The organism is Janibacter sp. CX7 (assembly GCF_024362365.1).
In the GTDB taxonomy this organism is placed as follows: Bacteria; Actinomycetota; Actinomycetes; order Actinomycetales; family Dermatophilaceae; genus Janibacter.
In genome coordinates this window covers 1914629-1933874 of sequence record NZ_CP101464.1, presented here as the reverse complement: position 1 = coordinate 1933874, position 19246 = coordinate 1914629, and the positions used below count along the sequence as shown (strand labels likewise).

Sequence of the window (19246 nt, the reverse complement as noted above, 5' to 3'; positions counted from 1 at the left end):
CGATGACCCGTCGGACCGACGGGTGAACTAGGGGAGGGTCACGACCTGCGCGGCCCAGACGAGACCGGCACCGAAGCCGATCTGGAGCGCCAGACCGCCGGGCTCGACCTCGCCTTCGCGGAGCATGCGCTCCATCGCGAGGGGGACCGAGGCCGCGGAGGTGTTGGCCGTGGTGACGATGTCGCGGGCGATCGGCAGGTCGGCCGGCAGACCCAGGGTCTTGGCCATCTGGTCGATGATCCGCACGTTGGCCTGGTGGGGGATGAAGGCGGCGAGCTCGTCGGCGCGGACCCCGGCGACGTCGAGCGCTCGCTGGGCCTCCTTGGCCATCGACCACACGGCCCAGCGGAAGACGCTCGGACCCTCCATGATGATCGCCGGCCAGCGCAGGTCCCGGTCGTCCCGCAGCTCGGTCCAGGCATCGCGCTGCGTGATGAAGCGGTGCTTGTCGCCGTCGCTGCCCCACACGGTCGGGCCGATGCCCGGGGTCTCGCTGCGGGAGACGACAGCGGCACCGGCGCCGTCGCCGAAGATGAAGGCGGAGCCGCGGTCCTGCGGGTCGGTGAAGTCGAGCAGCTTCTCGACCCCGACGACGAGGACGTGCTCGGCGGTGCCGACACGGACCATGTCGTTGGCCACGGAGATCGCGTGGCAGTAGCCCGCACACGCGGCGGAGATGTCGAAGGCCGCTGCGCCGGAGCCGAGCCGGGCCGCGAGGATCGGGGCGGCGGCGGGCGTCTGGTAGGGGTGGGTCACCGTGGCGACGAGCACGGCGTCGACCTGGTCGGCGCCCAGGCCGGCGTAGTCGAGGGCCGCGCGCGAGGCGTGCTCGGCCATGTCGACGACGCTCTCGTCCTCGGCCGCCTTGTGGCGCGAGGCGATGCCGGAGCGCTCGCGGATCCACTCGTCGGAGGAGTCGATCGCCTCGATGATCTCGCTGTTGGGGACGACCCGCTCGGGGCGGTAGGCGCCGATGCCCGTGATGCGCGCGTGGTGCAGGACGTCGGGGACGCCCAGGGTCGAGGCGCTCACGCGATCGACCCCTCGGGGTGCAGGCGCAGCAGGGGCTGGCCGGGGGAGACCGGGTCGCCGTCCTCGACGAGCCACTCGACGACGGTGCCGCCGTGGTCGGCCCGCACCTCGAGCGTGTCGCGAAGGGAGGAGATGCGGGCGACGACGTCGCCCGGGGTGACGGCCGCGCCGGGAGCGCTCGAGCCGACCTCGACGGTGCCCTTGACCGGCGCGGTGACCAGGCGCCAGGTCGGCTGGGAGGCCGACCGCGCCGAGCCGTGCTCGCGCACCATGCGGTGGGCGGCCTCGAGGTCGTCGGGCGTCTTGAGGGCGAGCACCTCGACACCCTTGAGGCCGCGCTTGGCCAGACCGGTGAGGGCACCGGCCGGAGGGATCTCGATGACGCCGGTGACGCCGAGGTCCTTGAGCGTCTCCATGCACAGGTCCCAGCGCACCGGGTTGCTCACCTGGCTGACGATGCGCGAGAGCACCTCGCGGCCGGAGTGGATGACGGCACCGTCGACGTTGGAGACGAGCGGGACCCGGGCGTCGTGGGTCGAGACGGCTCGGGCGAGGCGGCCCATCTCGGCGACGGCGGGGGACATGTGCTCCGTGTGGAAGGCGCCGGCAACCTTGAGGGGCATGACCCGCGCCTTGGCCGGCGGGGCCTCGGCCAGGGCCGCGAGCTGCTCCATCGTGCCGGCGGCCACGACCTGACCGGCGCCGTTGACGTTGGCCGGGGTGAGGCCGTGCTGCTCGAGGACGGTGAGCACCTCGTCGGGGTCGCCACCGAGGACGGCGCTCATGCCGGTGGGGGTGGCCTGTGCCGCGGCGGCCATGCCGCGACCGCGCTCGCGGACGAGGACCATGGCCTGCTCGGCGGAGATGACGCCGGCAGCCGAGGCCGCGGTGATCTCACCGACGCTGTGGCCGGCACCGGCGCCGACGACGCGGAAGCCGTCGGCCGGGTGCTCGAAGAGCGCCAGCAGCGACAGCAGGCCCGCGGCGACGATGAGCGGCTGCGCGACCGCCGTGTCCTTGATCGTCTCCTCGTCGCTCGTCGTGCCGTGGGTGGCGAGGTCGATGCCGGCGACGGCGGACAGCCAGTGCAGGCGGTCGGCCACGCCGGGCAGCTCGAGCCATGGAGAGAGGAAGCCGGGCGTCTGGGAGCCCTGACCGGGGCAGGTGATGGCGAGCACCCATCCAGAGTCGCGGGCGAAGGGCGGCGCGGGCGAGGTCGACCACGCCAGAGAATCACCCGTCGGAGTTGGAGGGTTCCTCCAAAATGGCGCCGAGGGTCAGGGCGACACGCACGGTGAAGGCCTCGTGCGGGTCGGTGAGGTCGTAGCCGGTGACCTCGCTGATCCGGCCGAGGCGGTAGCGCACCGTGTTGACGTGGACGATGAGGGCGCGGGAGGTCGCCTCGAGACCGGGGGAGTCGAGGTGGGTGCGTGCGGTCTCGAGCAGGCTCGGGTGCTCGGCGAGCCGGTGGTGCACCTGCTCGACGAGGGCGGCGTGGGCGAGGTCGTCGCCGGCGACGGCTCGCTCCCCGAGGAGGTCGTCCGCGGCGACCGGTCGGGGTCGGCCGGGCCAGCCCGGGGCGGCGACGTGCCCGGCGACGGCGGCGTGGGCCGAGACGGCACCTTCGGTGAGGTCGGTGACGAGGGGGCCGTGGACGAGATCGCCGTCGGCGAAGCAGCCGGCGAAGTCGGCGGCCGTGGCGGCCGGGTCGCTGACGGAGCCGACGACTGCGACGAGGCGGCTGCCCTGCACGCCGGCGAGCACCGGCAGGTCGAGACGCTGTGCCGTGCGGTGCACCTCGGCCACGGCGGCGGTCGGGTCGTCGTCATCCTCGTCGCTGCGGGGCGAGCCGCCTACGAGGACAACGACGTCGGTGACATCACCCCACCCCAGCGCCGCTGCCCTCGTGCGGATCGACTCGTCGACCTCGCCGCGCATGACCGCGTCGATGACGAGGGACTCGAGGCGGGCATCCCAGGCCCCTCGCTGCTCGGCAGCATGGGCGTAGACCTGGGCGGCGCCGAAGGCGATCTCGCGCGAGTAGCGCAGCACCGCGATGCGCAGGTCGGTGACGTCAGCAGGCTTGGCGAGCTCGTCGACGTGCTCCTCGACGACGTCGACCACGGAGCGGGCGAGCTCGAGGGTCTGGGCGAGGCTGATCGTGCGCGTCAGCTCCCGTGGTGCGGCGCCGAAGGTCGTGCGGGTGTCGGCCCGCTCGGTGCCGTCGAGCCACTCGATGAAGTTGGCGATCCCGGCCTGCGCGACGAGCGCCACCCAGGAGCGCTCCTGGGCGCTGAGCGTGGCGTACCAGTCGTGCGTCGCCTCGAGCCGCTGGGTCGCCGCCCGGGCCAGGTCGCCGCCCCTGCGACGGACCTGCCGACGGGTGGTCAGGGAGACGAGGCCACGGCGCGACACCCCGTCATCCTATGTGTGAAGACCACAAGAGGTCTCACGGGTCGCGAGCAGAACGGACGAAGGGAGGGTGCGGCCACATCGGCCGCACCCTCCCTTCGGGAGTGGTGCTCCTCCGCGGGCTCAGTCGGTGCCGAACTCCATGGCCGCGCGGTCGAGGGCGTCGTCCTCGTCGTCGACGTTGGCCGCGGCCGGGTTGGAGGCGATCTGGTCGCCACCGCCGGCCTCGAGCTCGCCCATGATCTCGAGGTAGCCACCGGAGAGCTGGTCCTGCGCGGCGTAGACCTCGAGCTTGCTGCGGCTGTCGGCGATGTCGAGGTTGCGCATCGTCAGCTGGCCGATGCGGTCGACCGGGCCGAAGGCGGCATTGTCGGTGCGCTCCATCGACAGCTTGTCGGGGTGGTAGCTGAAGTGCTCGCCCACGGTGTTGACGATCGTCCAGTCCTCGCCGCGGCGCAGGCGCACGGTGACCTCGCCGGTGACGACGGAGGCGACCCAGCGCTGCAGCGACTCGCGCAGCATGAGCGCCTGCGGGTCGAACCAGCGGCCCTCGTAGAGCAGCCGGCCGAGGCGGCGGCCCTCGGCGTGATAGCTCGCGATGGTGTCCTCGTTGTGGATCGCGTTGAGCAGGCGCTCGTAGGTGAGGTGCAGCAGAGCCATCGCCGGGCCCTCGTAGATGCCGCGGGACTTCGCCTCGATGATGCGGTTCTCGATCTGGTCCGACATGCCCAGGCCGTGGCGACCGCCGATGGTGTTGGCGGCCATGACCAGGGCGACGGCGTCGCCGCCGAAGTCGTCACCGTTGATCGCGACCGGGCGGCCGCGCTCGAAGCGCACGGTGACGTCCTCGGCCTCGATGGCGACCTGCGGGTCCCAGAAGCGCACGCCCATGATCGGCTCGACCGTCTCGAGCGAGACGTCGAGGTGCTCGAGGGTCTTCGCCTCGTGGGTGGCGCCCCAGATGTTGGCGTCGGTGGAGTATGCCTTCTCCGCGCTGTCGCGATAGGGCAGGCCGCGCTCGGTGAGCCACTCGGACATCTCCTGGCGGCCGCCGAGCTCGGTGACGAAGTCGGCGTCGAGCCACGGCTTGTAGATGCGCAGGCCGGGGTTGGCCATGAGGCCGTAGCGGTAGAAGCGCTCGATGTCGTTGCCCTTGAAGGTCGAGCCGTCGCCCCAGATGGAGACGCCGTCCTCCTTCATCGCCCGCACGAGCAGCGTGCCGGTGACGGCGCGGCCGAGCGGGGTGGTGTTGAAGTAGGTGCGCCCGCCGCTGCGGATGTGGAAGGCGCCGCACGCGATCGCGGACAGGCCCTCCTCGACGAGCGGGCCCTTGCAGTCGACGAGGCGGGAGAGCTCGGAGCCGTACTGGCCGGCGCGACCGGGGATCGACTCGATGTCGTCCTCGTCGTACTGGCCGAGGTCGGCGGTGTACGTGCACGGCACCGCCCCCTTCTCGCGCATCCACGCGACGGCCACCGAGGTGTCGAGACCGCCGGAGAAGGCGATGCCGACACGTTCACCAACAGGGAGGGAAGTCAGTACCTTGGACACGCCCCCACCCTAGGACCTCGGCAGCCCGTCGCCGTCCCCGGTCCGGGACTCGGAGGCGAAGGGGGACTCCCGTGCGTTCATCGACTGGTCACGACGGCGACACGGTGATGTCGGCAGATGGTGAGCACGACGCCCCTACCGTCCCCGACATGCACCCCACGAAGATCGCCACCGGACTCCTGGCTGCCGCCGCGCTCGTCGCGCCGCTGGCCACCTCGACCGCCGCCACCGCGGCCCCTGACGCCCAGGTCCAGGCCGCGTCGGGCAACCCCGGCTACCGGGAGAAGAACATGGCCGACCCGCTCGTCCTCGCCCACCGCGGCGCCTCGGGTTACCGCCCCGAGCACACCCTCGCCGCCTACGACCTGGCCGTCGAGCAGGGCGCCGACTACATCGAGCCCGACCTCGTCATGACCAAGGACGGCGTCCTCGTCGACCGCCACGAGCCGGAGATCTCGGGCACCACCGATGTCGCCGACCACCCGGAGTTCGCCGACCGCAGGACGACGAAGAACCTCGACGGCACGCAGGTCACCGGCTGGTTCGTCGACGACTTCACCCTCGCCGAGCTGAAGACGCTGCGCGCCAAGGAGCGCCTGGGTGACATGCGTCCGGAGTCCCGGGGCTATGACGGCCAGTTCGAGGTGCCGACCTTCGAGGAGGTCCTGGCCAAGCGAGAGACCCTCTCTCGCAAGACCGGTCGCGTCATCGGCATCATCCCGGAGATCAAGCACTCGACCTACCTCCACGACGAGGGCTTCGACCCCGAGGCCGAGGTCGCCCGTCTGGTGACGACGTACCACCTCAACCACCCCAAGGCCCCGCTGTGGGTCCAGTCCTTCGAGCTCACCGCGCTCAAGGACCTGCGCGACGAGCACGGCTACAAGGGCAAGAGCACCTTCCTCACGACGGTCAAGGGCGGCCCCTACGACCTGCACGAGCAGGGCACGACCTATGCCGAGCTGACCACCGCTTCGTCGATGCAGGACCTGTCGCAGTGGATCGACGGCTTCGGCCCGGAGAAGAACGCAGTCATCGCCCGCAACTCCGACGGCAGCCTGGGTGAGCCGACGAGCTTCGTCGAGGACGCCCACGCCGCGGGGCTGAAGGTCACGCCGTGGACCTTCCGCGCCGAGAACACCTTCCTCCCGACGGACTACCGGATCGGCACCGACCCGGCCGCCCACGGTCGGATGGCCGACGAGGTCACCCGCTTCTACGAGGTCGGCATCGACGGCGCCTTCTGCGACCAGCCCGACATCTGCGTCGAGGCCCGCGAGGACTTCCTCGCCGACAACTGATCCACCTGACGAAGGGAGGTCCGCACCCGGTGCGGACCTCCCTTCGTCGTGCGCGGTGGACGCAAGGAGCCTCGGAACCTCCTCAGGTGGTCACCGCTGGTCAACTGACCTCGGCGGGCGGGTCAGACGGGGACGAGCGGGGTGTGCGGCTCGGGCGGCAGCACGACCTCGATCGGGTCGCCCGGGCGCACGCTGCCGCCGACCTCGACGACCGACATCACGCCGGCCCGCCGCTCGATGCCGACGCCGTCGAGGGCCTGCACGCCGCCCGTGGGGCCCAGCTCGACCTGCGAGTCGGTGCGGGTGGCCACGCCGTCGACGCGCCGGACGACGACCTTGAGCAGCCCGTGCGAGTGCTCGTCGATCTGCCGGCAGGGGTTGCGCAGCCCGGTGAGCCGCACGACGGCCTCACCCAGGTGCAGGCGGGTGCCCTCGGGCAGGGCGAGCAGGTCGACTCCGTCGGTGAGCACGTTCTCGCCGAGAGAGCCCGGGCCGATGTCGTGCCCGGCCGCTCGGGCCTCCTCGAGGAGGTCGGCCTGGATGAGGTGGACCTGGCGCAGGTTGGGCTGGTTGGGGTCGCGCCGCACCCGGGACCGGTGCTGCACGAGGGTCCCGGCGTGGGCATCACCGCGCACGCCAAGGCCGGCGACGAGCTCGATGGCCGCGCGCGGTTGCTTGCTGAAGCGGTGCAGCTCGTCGCTGCTCACGGACCTGACGAAGGGGGTGCCCACGCGGAGATCCTGCCATGCGTGGGCACACCCCCAGTCCCGTCAGACGGTCCAGCCGAACCAGGCATTGCCCGTGATCCAGACGGTGGCGCCGCCGAGGTTGCCGCGGGCGTCCGCTGTCGACCACGCGTAGTGCCCGTCAGCACCCAGCGGCTCGGCCGTCTTCCCGGCGACGAAGGTCAGGTCGGCGGAGACCGCGCGTCGGTACCCGGTCGCCCTGTTGGTGCCGACGAGCTTGTCCGTGCGGAAGACGCCGGACCGGCCGGTCGAGCTGATCCACGCCGTCGGCGGGTTGCCCCACTGCGGACGCAGGTCCTGGGTCAGCAGGTGGGTGCAGCGCTGCGACGCCCAGGAGTCGGTGAAGGGTGCGTCCTCGGGACAGGTGTAGGAGCGCAGGTACCCGGTCGCCGGGCCCTCGCCGTCGAGCAGGTAGAGGTGGTGCCGGTTGCCCGGCGTGCCGGCGACGCTCCCACGGAGCGCGTCGTGGAAGCCGAAGAGCAGGCTGTCCGAGTCGGGCGGCGTGGCCGCAACCTCGGTGGTCGTGGCCGTGGCAGTGGGTGCCATCGTCGCGATGAGCGCGGCCGCGAGCGGCAGCGTGGCCAGAGCCAGTCGTCGAGTGTTCATGAGTGTCCCCTCTCGATCGTGGGTGACCTCGTTGTCGCCCACACCAGAGCAGAAGGCTGTCGCCGGGACATGGTTCGGGGAGGCCACCGATCGTGACCTCCCCGTGACGGTGGACGCAGCTGTCAGTCCGTCCAGCCGAAGAGGCTCGAGGTGCCCTGCGGCGTCCCCTTCACCCACACGTCGGCACCCGAGACGTCGCCGGAGAAGGTGGCCGTCGACCACACGGTCGTGCTCTCGCCGTCGGAGGGTGCCGGGTCGCGGTCGGCCGTCGCGCCGGTGCCGGCCCGCATCGTGAGGTCGACCGTGAAGGAGCGCTGCCACCCCGTCGTGCGGTTGACCCCGACGAGCTTGCCCGCGATGACGCCCGAGCGCCCGGTCGAGCTCACTCGCGCCTGCGGCGGGGCGCCCCACTGCTCCCGCAGGCTGAAGGTCGACCGGTGCGTGCACGACGGCGAGACCCAGCGGGTGGTCACCGTCGCCTCCGACGGGCAGGTCCAGGACTGGACGAAGCCGGTGGTCCGGCCGTCGACCTGGGCGACCCGCACGCGGTGCCGGTTGCCCGCGATGCCCTCGAGGTGGCCCGAGTAGACGTCGGCGACCTGCACGAGGAGCTCGGCGTCGGCGGGCGGTGTCGTCGCGGCGCTCGCCTGCGGCGCCGCGGCCAGGGCCAGGCCCAGCGCGAGCGGAGTCGCTGCGAGCAGTGCGGTGGTGGTGCGTGATGTCATCGTGTGTCCCCTTGCATCAGGGGTGGCGGTGGTGCCACCCGATGCCGCAGACGTCGCCGGGCACTCGCGGGTTGCTGCGGCGCCCGCGTCGAGACCGGGTCGTGACCTCCCTTCGCGCTCACGACGAAGCCCCGGCCACCGCGTCTCCGGGTGGAGACGCCATGGCCGGGGCCCGTGTGGTGCCGGGGGCGGTGCCTCAGGCGTCGCCGCCCGCGTTGCCGGAGGTGCCGGCGCTGACGTCGAGCAGGCGGTACTTCTCGGCGGCCTTGCCGGGGACGTCCTCGGCGACCCAGCCGCGGTCGGCGAGCATCTGCAGGGCTCGCACGGCCATCGACGGGCCGTCGACGTGGAAGTAGCGTCGCGCCGCGGCCCGGGTGTCGGAGAAGCCGAAGCCGTCGGTGCCCAGGGCCGAGAACTCCTCGGGGATCCACGGCCGGATCTGGTCCTGGACCTGCTTCATGTAGTCGGAGACGGCGACGACCGGGCCGACCGTCCCCTCGAGCTGCTGGGTGACGAAGGGGGTCCGCCGCTCCTGGTCGGGGTGCAGGAAGCGCTGCTCGTCGCACGCCATCGCCTCGCGGCGCAGCTCGCTCCAGCTCGTCACCGACCACACGTCGGCGACGACGCCCCAGTCGTCCCGCAGCAGCTGCTGCGCCTCGAGCGCCCACGCCATGCCCACGCCGCTGGCGAGCAGCTGGCAGCGCGGCGGGGTGTCGCCGAGGCCGGAGGCGTCACCGGCGGAGTAGCGGTAGATGCCCTTGAGCAGGCCGTCGACGTCGAGGTCCTCGGGCTGCTGCGGCTGGACGATCGGCTCGTTGTAGAGCGTGAGGTAGTAGATGACGTTGCGACGGGCGTCCGACTGCGGGGCGTCGCCGCCGTACATCGTCTCCAGGCCCTGACGCATGATGTGCGCGATCTCGAAGCCGTAGGCCGGGTCCCAGGAGACGACCGCGGGGTTGGTCGCGGCGAGCAGCTGCGAGTGGCCGTCGGCGTGCTGCAGCCCCTCGCCGGTGAGGGTCGTGCGCCCGGCCGTGGCGCCGAGGAGGAAGCCTCGGGACATCTGGTCGGCGGCCGCCCAGATGCTGTCGCCGGTGCGCTGGAAGCCGAACATCGAGTAGAAGATGTAGACCGGGATCATCGGCTCGCCGTGCGTGGCATAGCTCGTCGCCGCGGCGGTGAAGGCCGCGACCGAGCCGGCCTCGTTGATGCCGGTGTGGACGATCTGGCCCTGCTCGGACTCGCGGTAGGCGAGCATGAGGTCGGCGTCGACCGAGGTGTAGTTCTGCCCGTGCGGGTTGTAGATCTTCTTCGTCGGGAAGAAGGAGTCCATGCCGAAGGTGCGCGCCTCGTCGGGGATGATCGGCACGATCCGGTCGCCGAAGCCCTTCTCGCGCATGAGGTCCTTGAGCAGGCGGACCCAGGCCATCGTCGTGGCGATCTCCTGCTTGCCCGAGCCCTTGGCCATCTGGCTGTACTTGTCGTCGCCCGGCAGCTGCGGTGCCGTGTACTCGACCCGCCGCGAGGGCAGCCCGCCGCCGAGCTTGCCGCGGCGCTCGCGCATGTACTGGATCGCCTCGTCGTCCTCACCGGGGTGGTAGTAGGGCGGCAGGTAGGGGTTGGCCTCGAGCTGCTCGTCGGTGATCGGGATCTTCAGCCCGTCGCGCAGCCCCTTGAGGTCGTCGAGGGTGAGCTTCTTCATCTGGTGGGTCGCATTGCGCCCGGCGAAGTGCGTGCCCAGGCCGTAGCCCTTGATCGTCTTCGCGAGGATGACCGTCGGCTGACCGGTGTGGTGCATCGCGGCGCGGTAGGCGGCGTAGACCTTGTTGTAGTCGTGGCCACCGCGCTTGAGCTTCCACCACACGTCGGCGTCGGACCAGTCCTCGACGAGCTTGCGGGTGCGCGGGTCGCGGTTGAAGAAGTTCTCCCGCACGTAGGCGCCGTCGTTGGCGCGGAAGGTCTGGTAGTCGCCGTCGGGCGTCTGGTTCATGAGGTTGACCAGCGCGCCGTCGCGGTCGGCGGCGAGCAGCGGGTCCCAGCCGCGGCCCCAGACGACCTTGATGACATTCCACCCGGCGCCGCGGAACTGCGCCTCGAGCTCCTGGATGATCTTGCCGTTGCCGCGGACCGGCCCGTCGAGACGCTGGAGGTTGCAGTTGACGACGAAGGTGAGGTTGTCGAGCTCCTCGAAGGCGGCCGTCTGCAGCAGGCCACGGCTCTCCGGCTCGTCCATCTCGCCGTCGCCGAGGAAGGCCCACACGTGCTGCTGGGAGGTGTCCTTGATGCCGCGGTTGTGCAGGTACTTGTTGAACTGCGCCTGGTAGATCGCGTTCATCGGGCCGATGCCCATCGAGACCGTAGGGAACTCCCAGAAGTCCGGCATCAGGCGCGGGTGCGGGTAGGAGGGCATCCCGGTCTGGCCCTGCCCGGCGAGCTGGGCGGCCTCCTGGCGGAAGCCGTCCATCTGCTCCTCGCTGATGCGGCCCTCGAGGAAGGCGCGGGCGTACATGCCAGGGGAGGCGTGGCCCTGGAAGAAGATCTGGTCGCCGCCACCCGGGTGGTCCTTGCCCCGCCAGAAGTGGTTGAAGCCGACCTCGTAGAGGGTCGCCGCGGAGGCGTAGGAGGAGATGTGGCCGCCGACCCCGACGCCGGGGCGCTGGGCGCGGTGGACCTGGATCGCGGCATTCCAGCGGATCCACGCGCGGTAGCGGCGCTCGACCTCCTCGTCACCGGGGTACCACGGCTCGTCCGCCGGGCGGATGGTGTTGACGTAGTCGGTCGTCGTCAGCGACGGGACCCCGACGTTCTTCATGCGAGCGCGCTCGAGCAGGCGCAGCATGACGTAGCGGGCGCGCTCGCGGCCCGAGTCGTCGATCAGCGCGTCGATGGAGTCCAGCCACTCGGCTGTCTCCTCCGCGTCGATGTCCGGCAGGTGGGTGGGGATGCCGTTGAGGATGGGGCCGTCGCTGAGGTGATCCGCTGAGCCGGGCACGAGTGTCGTCCTTTCACAAGACCTGTCCGCACGTGGTGACGACGGACACACCCATCCTCTCGCGTGGGTGTCAGGCGTCACAAACCGGGTTCGGACTCCGGGATGCGGTGGGCGTGCGTGTAGACGGTCGTGCGCGGCTCGCGGACGAAGCCGAGCAGCGTCAGCCCGGCCCGGTCGGCGACCTCGACGGCCAGGGAGGTCGCGGCCGAGACGCACGCGAGGACGGGCACGCCGGCGACCGCCGCCTTCTGCGCGATCTCGAAGCCGGCCCGCGACGACACGAGCAGGGTGTGACCCGTCAGCGGCAGCCGGCCCTCGCGGGCGGCCCACCCGAGCACCTTGTCGACGGCGTTGTGCCGGCCGATGTCCTCGCGCACGACGAGCAGGTCGCCGTCGGGGCCGAGGAGCGCGGCCGCGTGGACCCCTCCGGTCGCCTCGAAGACGCGCTGCCGCTCGCGCATCGCCGCCACGCCCGCGTGGATCGTCGCGAGGTCGACCCGCACGTCGTCGTCGGCGGGGGAGGCGGGCATGGCCGCGAGCAGGTCGTCGACGGTCGCTGAGCCGCACACCCCGCAGGCACTCGTCGCGATCTCGGTGCGCTCGGTGACCCGCCGCTGCAGCTGCACCCCCGCGGCGAGGGTCACCTCGACGACGTTGAAGGTCGGCGACCCGTCGGACCCGGTGTCGGTGCAGTGCATCATCGTCGCGACCGCCTCGCCGTCGGCGACGAGTCCCTCGGCGACGAGGTGCCCCAGGGCGAGGTCGAAGTCGTCGCCGGGCAGCCGCATCGTCGTCGTCACGGTCGTCGACGGCGGACGAAGGGGGGCGCTCCCCGCGGCCACACCGCGCTCCGGCAGCTCGGCGACCCGGATCTCGAGCGGCTCCTCGACGGCGACCGACTCGATGCGACGCAGGGTGCGTCCGTCGCGTCGCTCCACCTTGAGCCGTTGCGTCACCCGACCCATCGGGCACCTCCACGTCGCACGTCCACCACGACCCCAGCCTACGGAGCCCGTCTGGTGAGATGGTGCCGTGGACGAGCAGCCGACCCCGCCCCCTTCGCTCCCGTCCGTGCTGCCGCTGCGCGGCGACCACGGCGCGCACTGGCACCCGGTCTCGCCGGCGCTGGCCCGGGTGCGCCGCACCGCGTCGACCCTCGTGCTGCTGCCGGTCGCCATCGCCTTCGGCGTCGCGGCGGCGCTGCTGTGGCCGTGGCTGGTCGTCGGCACGGTCGTGGTGCTCCTCGTGTGGGTCTGGTGGATGTGGCTCGTCGGCGTCCAGGTGCGGGCGATGAGCTGGGCCGAGCTGCCCGAGGAGATCGCCATCCGCCGCGGGCGGATGTGGCGGCGCCTGGTGACCGTGCCCTACGGCCGCATCCAGTACGTCGACCTCAGCTCCGGCCCGCTCATGCGCCGCGCCGGTCTGGCCGCCATCGAGGTGCACACCGCGTCACCGGTCAGCTCCGCCGGCCTGCCCGGTCTGCCGGCGCCCGTCGCCGAGGAGCTGCGCACCCGCCTCGCCGGTCGCGGCGAGGCCCAGCGGGCGGGGCTGTGAGCGAGCCCGACGAGGGCTTCGTCCGGGTCCACCCGGTCTCGCCCTTCATCCGGGGCGGGCTCGTCGTGCTCGGTGTCCTCGGCTACCTCGTGAGCCAGCAGATCGACACCCTCGCTGCGGCCTTCGGCGGTGGGGACGACGACTCGGGCCCGGGCGGACCCGCTGGCGCGGTGCCGGGTGTGGGGACGCTCCTGCAGGCCGGCGCCGTCGGGCTCGTCGTGCTCGGCGCTGTCCTGCTCGGCCTGGTGTCGTGGTGGTTCACCCGCTACCGGCTCGGCGACGACAGCATCGAGATGCGCACCGGCGTGCTCTTCCGCCAGCACCGGCAGGTCCGCTACGACCGCATCCAGGCCGTCGACCTCGTCCGGCCGCTCCTCGCCCGCCTGTGCGGCCTCTCGGAGGTGCGGGTCGAGTCGGCGGGCGGCGGCGACTCGCACCTGTCGATCGCCTACCTGCGCGTCGCCGACGCCGAGTCGGTCCGCGAGCGCCTCCTCGGCCTGGCCCAGGAGGCGAGCGCCACGCCCCGGACCGCAGCGGGCGAAGGGGGACCCGCCGCCGGTGCCGTGGGCGGGAGCGAACCCGCGCCAGGACTCGACCACGCCTCGCGCGCGGCGCAGGCCACCGAGGAGCGGCTGCTCGTCGTGCCGCCCGCGCGGGTGGTCGCGTCGGTGCTGCTGAGTGGCGAGGCGATCTTCGTCGCCCTCATCGGTGTCGTCGCGGTCGTCCTCGCGCTCGTTGGCCTCGCGCCGGCAGTCACCGGGCTCTTCCCCGTCGTCGTGGTGGCCGGTGGTCGCGCGCTGCTGCGCCTCACCCGGTGGTGGGGCCTGGTCATCGGGCGGCGGGGGAGCACCCTCACGAGCCAGCGCGGGCTCACCGACACCCGCACCTCGTCCGTCCCGCTGCACCGCGTGCAGGCCGTGCAGGTCGACCAGCCGTGGCTGTGGCGGCGAGCGGGGTGGTGGTCGCTGACGGTCAACGTCGCCGGCGCCGAGATCGGCTCGGCCGCGGAGTCGGCCGACCCCGTCCTCGTCCCGGCGGCGACGACGCCGGAGGTGCTGCACCTGCTGCACGTCGTCACCGGCGACGCCGGGACGACGCGTGAGGTCCGGGACCTGATGACCACGACCCCGACCGGCTTCGTGGGCCAGCCGCGGCGCGCGAGGTGGGTCCACCCCTTCGCCCACCGCCACATCGGCTACCTCGCAGGGCAGGCAGCGCTGCTCGACCGGAGCGGGTGGCTCGACCGCAGGATCCGGGTCGCGCCCTGGGGACGCATCCAGTCGCTCACCGTCTCGCAGGGGCCGCTCGCCCGGCGCCTCGACCTCGCGACGGTCCACGCGGTGAGCACCGTGGGGCCCGTGGACCCGGGTGTCTGCCACCTCGACCGGGCGCACGCCGAGGCCCTGCGGGGGCTCGTCGAGGCCCACGCGAGCCCCGCGCGACGCGACGACGACGGTGGACCTGCTTGCAACCGGGCGCCGGACGCGGTGGACTATGACGGATGAGTGAGCAGCGAGCAGCAGAGAGGACCAGTGTCGTGACGGGGGAGTCGCGGTCCGCAGGAGCGGACCTCGCCGAGGCCGCAGTCGAAAAGCTCGGCTTCAGCACCGGGCAGATCGTCCAGGAGTACGGCTGGGACGATGACGTCGACGAGGACCTGCGTGCAGCGGTCCAGGACGTCATCGGCGAGGAGCTCGAGGACGAGGACTACACCGGTGTCGTCGACGCGGTGATCCTGTGGTGGCGCGACGGCGACGGTGACCTCACCGACGCGCTCGTCGACACCTTGGGCACCCTCGCGGAGGGTTCCTCGATCGTGCTGGTCACGCCCCGCCCCGGTCAGGAGGAGGAGGTCGACCCGAGCGAGGTCGACGAGGCCGCGACGACGGCCGGCCTGCACACCTCCGGCTCGGTCATGTGCTCCGACGCCTGGGTCGCCACCCGCCTGGCCGCTCCCAAGGGCTCGCGCTGAGCCTGTCGGTCGGGAGCACCGCACCCGACTTCGTCCTGCGCGACCAGTACGGCCGTGACGTCTCGCTCGCCGAGCTGCGGGCCGACCGCGCCGTGCTGCTCGTCTTCTACCCCTTCGCCTTCTCGGGCATCTGCACCGGTGAGCTCGGGGAGATCCGCGACGACCTCGGTCGCTTCGAGTCCGAGCAGGTGACGACGGTGGCGATCTCCTGCGACCCGATGTTCAGCCTGCGGGCGTGGGCCGATCAGGAGGGCTACTTCTTCCCGCTGCTGTCGGACTTCTGGCCGCACGGGCAGGTCGCACGCGACTACGGCGTCCTCGACGAGGAGCAGGGCATGGCCAAGCGCGGCACCTTCCTCGTCGACCGCGACGGCCGCATCGCGTGGCAGCTGGTCAACCCCACGGGGCAGGCGCGCGACTTCGCCGGCTACCACGCCGCCCTCGACGCCCTCGGGGGTCCCGCCCGGGCCTGAGTCGCGGGTAGTCTTCGCCCTCATGAGCGACGACATCCTCGAGGTGGACCTGCTGGCCTTCGAGTCCGGGGACGGTGAGCGCGCGCGAGCCGTCGTCGACGGGCTGATGACGTCGCTGGAGACCGGCTTCGTCTACGTCAAGCACGACCTGTCCGAGGACCTCATCGACAGCGCCTACGGCATGCTCGAGGAGTTCTTCACCGCCGAGCGCGAGGTCAAGGAGCAGTTCGTCGCGCCGGGCACCCACGGCCAGACCGGCTACACCGGCCTGCTGGTCGAGACGGCCGCGACCGCCGACGTCGCGGACTGGAAGGAGATGCTCAACTGGGGTCCCGCGATCCCGGCCGGGCACCCGCTGCGCACCCGCTACCCGCACCGCTACCACGACCCGGTGCTCCCGGAGTCGGCCGTGCCGGGCATCAGCGAGACGCTGACGACCTTCCACCGCTCGGTCGCCGACCTGCAGCGACGGGTCCTGCGGATCATCGCGACCGGTGTCGGTGCCCACCCCGACTACTTCGAGAAGATGCTCGTCGACGGGCCGACGCTCTCGCGCGCGATCCACTACCCGGCCATGGACTCGGCCCCCGAGGCGCCCCACGTCTGGGCCGCCGAGCACGCCGACATCAACCTCATCACCGCGCTGCCCCGCGCGACCGCCGCCGGCCTGCAGGTGCGGCTCAAGGACAGCGGCGAGTGGATCGACGCCATCGCCCCCGAGGGCGGCGCGATCATCAACACCGGCCTCATGCTCGAGGTCGTGACCAACGGCGTCATCGAGCCGGGCATCCACCGCGTCGTCGCCGCCCCCGGCCAGGAGGGCGACCGCTACTCCGTCGTGCAGTTCACCCACCCGACGCCGTGGACCGTCCTCAGCCCGCTCGTGTCGACGGTCACCGAGCAGACGCCGCAGCGCTTCTCGCCGATCAGCGCGGCCGACGCGCTCGACCTCGTCCTCTACGAGATCAACCTCATCGAGGACGCGCGCCGCGTCTGAGGGCGGCGACGGGCCCGCGCCGCGTCCGAGGCGCGGTCGCGGGCCTGACACAATGTCGCCCGGCGCCGCGTGCGCCAGGGGCCTGTAGCTCAGGTGGTAGAGCACCGCGTTTACACCGCGGGTGTCGTCGGTTCGAGCCCGGCCGGGCCCACATGAGCCACCTCCGCCTCCGGGACGTCCTGGCGGTCCTCGAGCAGACCTTCCCGGTCGACTCCGCCCAGTCGTGGGACCGCGTCGGCCTCGTCACCGGCGACCCCGACCAGCCCGTCCGTCGCATCCACGCGGCCGTCGACCCGACCCTCGCGGTCATCGAGGAGGCCCGTGACGCGGGGGCCGACCTGCTCGTCACGCACCACCCGCTGCTGCTGCGCGGCGTGCACTCCGTCGCCACGACGAGCGCGAAGGGAGCGGCCGTCACCTCCCTCGTCGTGGGCGACGTCGCCCTCTACGTCGCCCACACCAATGCCGACGTCGCCGAGCCCGGGGTCAACACCGCGCTCGCCCGGGCCTGCGGCCTCACCGGGACCGAGCCGCTGAGCATCGAGGAGGGCCGCCCCATGGGGCGCGTCGGTGACCTCGACGCACCGGTGAGCCTCGCGGACTTCGCCACGCGACTGGCGGGGGCGCTCCCTTCGGCACCGGCGGGGATCCGCGTGGCCGGACCGGCGGACGGGCAGGTGCGCCGCGTGGCCCTGCTCGGCGGGGCCGGCGACGGGCTGCTCGACGCCGCAGCTGCCGCGGGTGCCGACGTCTACGTGACCTCAGACCTGCGCCACCACCCCGTCCTCGAGGCCCGCGAGGAGGCGGCCGCCCGGGGCGGGACCCCCTTCGTCGTCGACGCCGGCCACTGGGCCACCGAGTCGCTGTGGTTGCAGGAGATGCTCGACCGGCTCGGTGAGTCCCTCGCGGCGGCGGGCCACGATGTGATGGGCTTGGAGTCCCACGTGAGCACCATCTGCACCGACCCGTGGAGCTTCACCGTCGGCGCACGACCCGACCAAGGAGACCCACAGTGAAGGCAGATCCCTTCGTCCAGGCCCGGCTGCTCGAGCTGCAGGCCCTCGACACCCGGCTGCAGCAGATCGACCACGCCCGCGGTCGCGTGCCGCAGATCGCCGCCCTCGCCGAGGCCGGTGGCCGGCTGCAGCAGGTGTCCGACGACGTCGTGCGCGTCGAGACCGGCCTCTCCGACATCCGCCGCGAGGTCGACCGCGCCGAGGCCGACGTGCAGCAGGTGCGCGACCGGGCCGCCCGCGACCAGGCCCGCCTCGACGCCGGCACCGGCATGACCTCGCGCGACCTCACCTCGCTCCAGCACGAGCTCGAGACCCTCGCGCGGCGGCAGTCCGCCCTCGAGGAGGTCGAGATCGAGGTCATGGAGCGCCAGGAGAGCGCCGAGGCGCGGCTGGCCGAGCTCACCGCGAGCCGCGACGAGGCCCAGGCCGAGGTCGACCGCCTCACCGCCGAGCGTGACGCAGCCATCGCCGAGCTCGACGCGGAGCGCACCGAGGTGGTGCGCCCGCGGGCCGACCTCGCCGGCGGCATCGACGACAAGCTCCTCGCGCTCTACGACCGCATCCGTGACAGCTCGGGCGGTCTCGGGGCGGCCGAGTTCACGCACGGCCGGTGCGGTGGCTGCCGGCTCGAGCTCAACCCGGTCGACGTCTCGGCCATCGAGCGGGCCGCGAGCGACGAGGTCGTGCGGTGCGAGGAGTGCGGTCGCATCCTCGTGCGCACCCACTCCGGGGACTGATGGGACGCAGTCTTCGGGTCGAGGCGGACGGAGGGTCACGCGGCAACCCCGGCGTCGCCGGCTACGGCGCGCTCGTGCGTGACGATGCCGGCACCGTGCTCGTCGAGCTCGCCGCGCCGATCGGCACCGCGAGCAACAACGTCGCCGAGTACCGCGGCATGCTCGCCGGTCTGGCGGCCGCCCGGCGGATCGCCGCGGATGCCCGGGTCGTCGTCGCCATGGACTCCAAGCTCGTCGTCGAGCAGATGTCCGGCCGCTGGAAGATCAAGCACCCCGACATGCGCGAGCTCGCGGAGCAGGGGCGTGCCCTCGTCGCCGAGATCACCGCTGCCGGCGGCTCGGTCGACCTCATCTGGGTGCCGCGCGCGGACAACTCCGCCGCCGACGCCCTGTCCAACCGGGGCATGGACGGCGAGACGGTCGAGGACTGGCACGCGTCGGAGCAGTCGCGCGACGACCTCGCCCCCTCGCGCGACAGCGAGCAGGAGCCGGTGCGGCCGTGGAGCGGCCACGGGAGGCCCACGCGAGTCGTCCTCGTGCGCCACGGCGTCACCGAGTTCACCGAGCAGGGCCGCCTCGACGGGCGCGGGGGGAGCGACCCCGACCTGACGCAGGCCGGGCGCGAGCAGGCCGCGCGGGCCGCGCAGCTCGTCGCCGAGCTCGTCGGTGACGACCCCGTGCAGGTCGTCACGTCCGACCTCGCCCGGGCCCGGCAGACGGGGGCCGTCATCGCCGACCGTCTCGGGGTGGCCGCCGAGGTCGACCGTGACTGGGACGAGCAGTCCTTCGGTGACTGGGACGGGGCGAGCGTGAGCGACCTCGTCGCCCAGGCGGCCGACGACTTCCGCGCGCTGCGCGACGACCGGGGCTACGCACGGCCCGGTGGCGAGAGCCACGACGTGATGGTCGAGCGGGTGACCGCCGCGTGGGAGCGGGTCGTCGCGCGCGGCGGCACCGTCGTCGTGGCGAGCCACCGCAAGCCGATCCTCGCCGTGCTCACCCTCGTCCTCGGCCTGCCCCACGAGCACATGTGGCGCCTCGCGGGGTCGCCCGGCTCGCTCACCGGCATCGAGGCGTGGCCCGACGGCCGGGCCGTCGTCGCCTTCACCAACCGGATCTGAGGCAGCCATCGACG

18 protein-coding genes and 1 tRNA gene are annotated in these 19246 nt (G+C 72.5%); 10 read left to right on the top strand and 9 right to left on the bottom strand.

The window, feature by feature from the left end; all coding sequences use genetic code 11:
• Window positions 1-27 precede the first annotated feature (27 nt).
• From NMQ01_RS09430 to argG, 4 genes are all read right to left on the bottom strand, one after another.
• Window positions 28-1032, bottom strand: coding sequence for a beta-ketoacyl-ACP synthase III (locus NMQ01_RS09430; protein WP_255183688.1), 1005 nt, complete (start codon window positions 1030-1032; stop codon window positions 28-30).
• Window positions 1029-2210, bottom strand: coding sequence for an acyltransferase domain-containing protein (locus tag NMQ01_RS09420; protein ID WP_369694806.1), 1182 nt, complete (start codon window positions 2208-2210; stop codon window positions 1029-1031). Before NMQ01_RS09420 ends, NMQ01_RS09430 begins: the two co-directional genes overlap by 4 nt.
• Window positions 2211-2265: 55 nt before the next feature.
• Window positions 2266-3447, bottom strand: a complete 1182-nt coding sequence (locus NMQ01_RS09415) for a CdaR family transcriptional regulator (RefSeq protein WP_255183687.1) — start codon at window positions 3445-3447, stop codon at window positions 2266-2268.
• A 120-nt stretch (window positions 3448-3567) separates the two neighbouring features.
• On the bottom strand, window positions 3568-4995 hold the full coding sequence (argG, locus tag NMQ01_RS09410) for an argininosuccinate synthase (protein WP_255183686.1): 1428 nt from the start codon (window positions 4993-4995) through the stop codon (window positions 3568-3570).
• 149 nt (window positions 4996-5144) lie between these two features.
• Here argG and NMQ01_RS09405 point away from each other — a divergent pair, with 149 nt between their 5' ends.
• Complete coding sequence (locus NMQ01_RS09405) at window positions 5145-6296, top strand: glycerophosphodiester phosphodiesterase family protein (RefSeq protein WP_255183685.1); 1152 nt, start codon at window positions 5145-5147, stop codon at window positions 6294-6296.
• 122 nt (window positions 6297-6418) lie between these two features.
• Here NMQ01_RS09405 and NMQ01_RS09400 read toward each other — a convergent pair whose 3' ends face one another.
• The 5 genes from NMQ01_RS09400 to fdhD all read right to left on the bottom strand — a co-directional run bounded on the left by NMQ01_RS09400 (window position 6419) and on the right by fdhD (window position 12327).
• The gene (locus tag NMQ01_RS09400; RefSeq protein WP_255183684.1) at window positions 6419-7027 is read right to left on the bottom strand and encodes an MOSC domain-containing protein; all 609 of its coding nucleotides are present in this window, start codon (window positions 7025-7027) and stop codon (window positions 6419-6421) included.
• Between the two features lie 39 nt (window positions 7028-7066).
• Window positions 7067-7648, bottom strand: coding sequence for a hypothetical protein (locus NMQ01_RS09395; RefSeq protein ID WP_255183683.1), 582 nt, complete (start codon window positions 7646-7648; stop codon window positions 7067-7069).
• Between the two features lie 122 nt (window positions 7649-7770).
• Window positions 7771-8373, bottom strand: coding sequence for a hypothetical protein (locus NMQ01_RS09390; RefSeq protein ID WP_255183682.1), 603 nt, complete (start codon window positions 8371-8373; stop codon window positions 7771-7773).
• 196 nt (window positions 8374-8569) lie between these two features.
• On the bottom strand, window positions 8570-11362 hold the full coding sequence (gene aceE / locus NMQ01_RS09385; protein WP_255183681.1) for a pyruvate dehydrogenase (acetyl-transferring), homodimeric type: 2793 nt from the start codon (window positions 11360-11362) through the stop codon (window positions 8570-8572).
• Between the two features lie 77 nt (window positions 11363-11439).
• Window positions 11440-12327 (bottom strand): formate dehydrogenase accessory sulfurtransferase FdhD, encoded by an 888-nt coding sequence (gene fdhD, locus NMQ01_RS09380; RefSeq protein ID WP_255183680.1) that lies wholly within the window; start codon window positions 12325-12327, stop codon window positions 11440-11442.
• Between the two features lie 67 nt (window positions 12328-12394).
• Here fdhD and NMQ01_RS09375 point away from each other — a divergent pair, with 67 nt between their 5' ends.
• The 9 genes from NMQ01_RS09375 to NMQ01_RS09335 all read left to right on the top strand — a co-directional run bounded on the left by NMQ01_RS09375 (window position 12395) and on the right by NMQ01_RS09335 (window position 19232).
• Window positions 12395-12916, top strand: coding sequence for a PH domain-containing protein (locus tag NMQ01_RS09375; RefSeq protein WP_255183679.1), 522 nt, complete (start codon window positions 12395-12397; stop codon window positions 12914-12916).
• Window positions 12913-14421: a PH domain-containing protein gene (locus NMQ01_RS09370; protein WP_255183678.1), complete on the top strand. Its 1509-nt coding sequence runs from the start codon at window positions 12913-12915 to the stop codon at window positions 14419-14421. Before NMQ01_RS09375 ends, NMQ01_RS09370 begins: the two co-directional genes overlap by 4 nt.
• Window positions 14418-14888, top strand: a complete 471-nt coding sequence (locus tag NMQ01_RS09365) for a DUF3052 domain-containing protein (protein WP_255183677.1) — start codon at window positions 14418-14420, stop codon at window positions 14886-14888. Before NMQ01_RS09370 ends, NMQ01_RS09365 begins: the two co-directional genes overlap by 4 nt.
• Complete coding sequence (locus NMQ01_RS09360) at window positions 14834-15361, top strand: peroxiredoxin (RefSeq protein WP_255183676.1); 528 nt, start codon at window positions 14834-14836, stop codon at window positions 15359-15361. Before NMQ01_RS09365 ends, NMQ01_RS09360 begins: the two co-directional genes overlap by 55 nt.
• Window positions 15362-15383: 22 nt before the next feature.
• Window positions 15384-16358 (top strand): isopenicillin N synthase family oxygenase, encoded by a 975-nt coding sequence (locus NMQ01_RS09355; RefSeq protein WP_255183675.1) that lies wholly within the window; start codon window positions 15384-15386, stop codon window positions 16356-16358.
• 78 nt (window positions 16359-16436) lie between these two features.
• Window positions 16437-16509: transfer RNA gene (locus NMQ01_RS09350), tRNA-Val, on the top strand.
• 1 nt (window position 16510) lies between these two features.
• The gene (locus NMQ01_RS09345; protein ID WP_255183674.1) at window positions 16511-17374 is read left to right on the top strand and encodes a Nif3-like dinuclear metal center hexameric protein; all 864 of its coding nucleotides are present in this window, start codon (window positions 16511-16513) and stop codon (window positions 17372-17374) included.
• Window positions 17371-18111, top strand: a complete 741-nt coding sequence (locus NMQ01_RS09340; protein WP_255183673.1) for a zinc ribbon domain-containing protein — start codon at window positions 17371-17373, stop codon at window positions 18109-18111. Before NMQ01_RS09345 ends, NMQ01_RS09340 begins: the two co-directional genes overlap by 4 nt.
• Window positions 18111-19232, top strand: a complete 1122-nt coding sequence (locus NMQ01_RS09335; protein WP_255183672.1) for a bifunctional RNase H/acid phosphatase — start codon at window positions 18111-18113, stop codon at window positions 19230-19232. Before NMQ01_RS09340 ends, NMQ01_RS09335 begins: the two co-directional genes overlap by 1 nt.
• Window positions 19233-19246 lie beyond the last annotated feature (14 nt).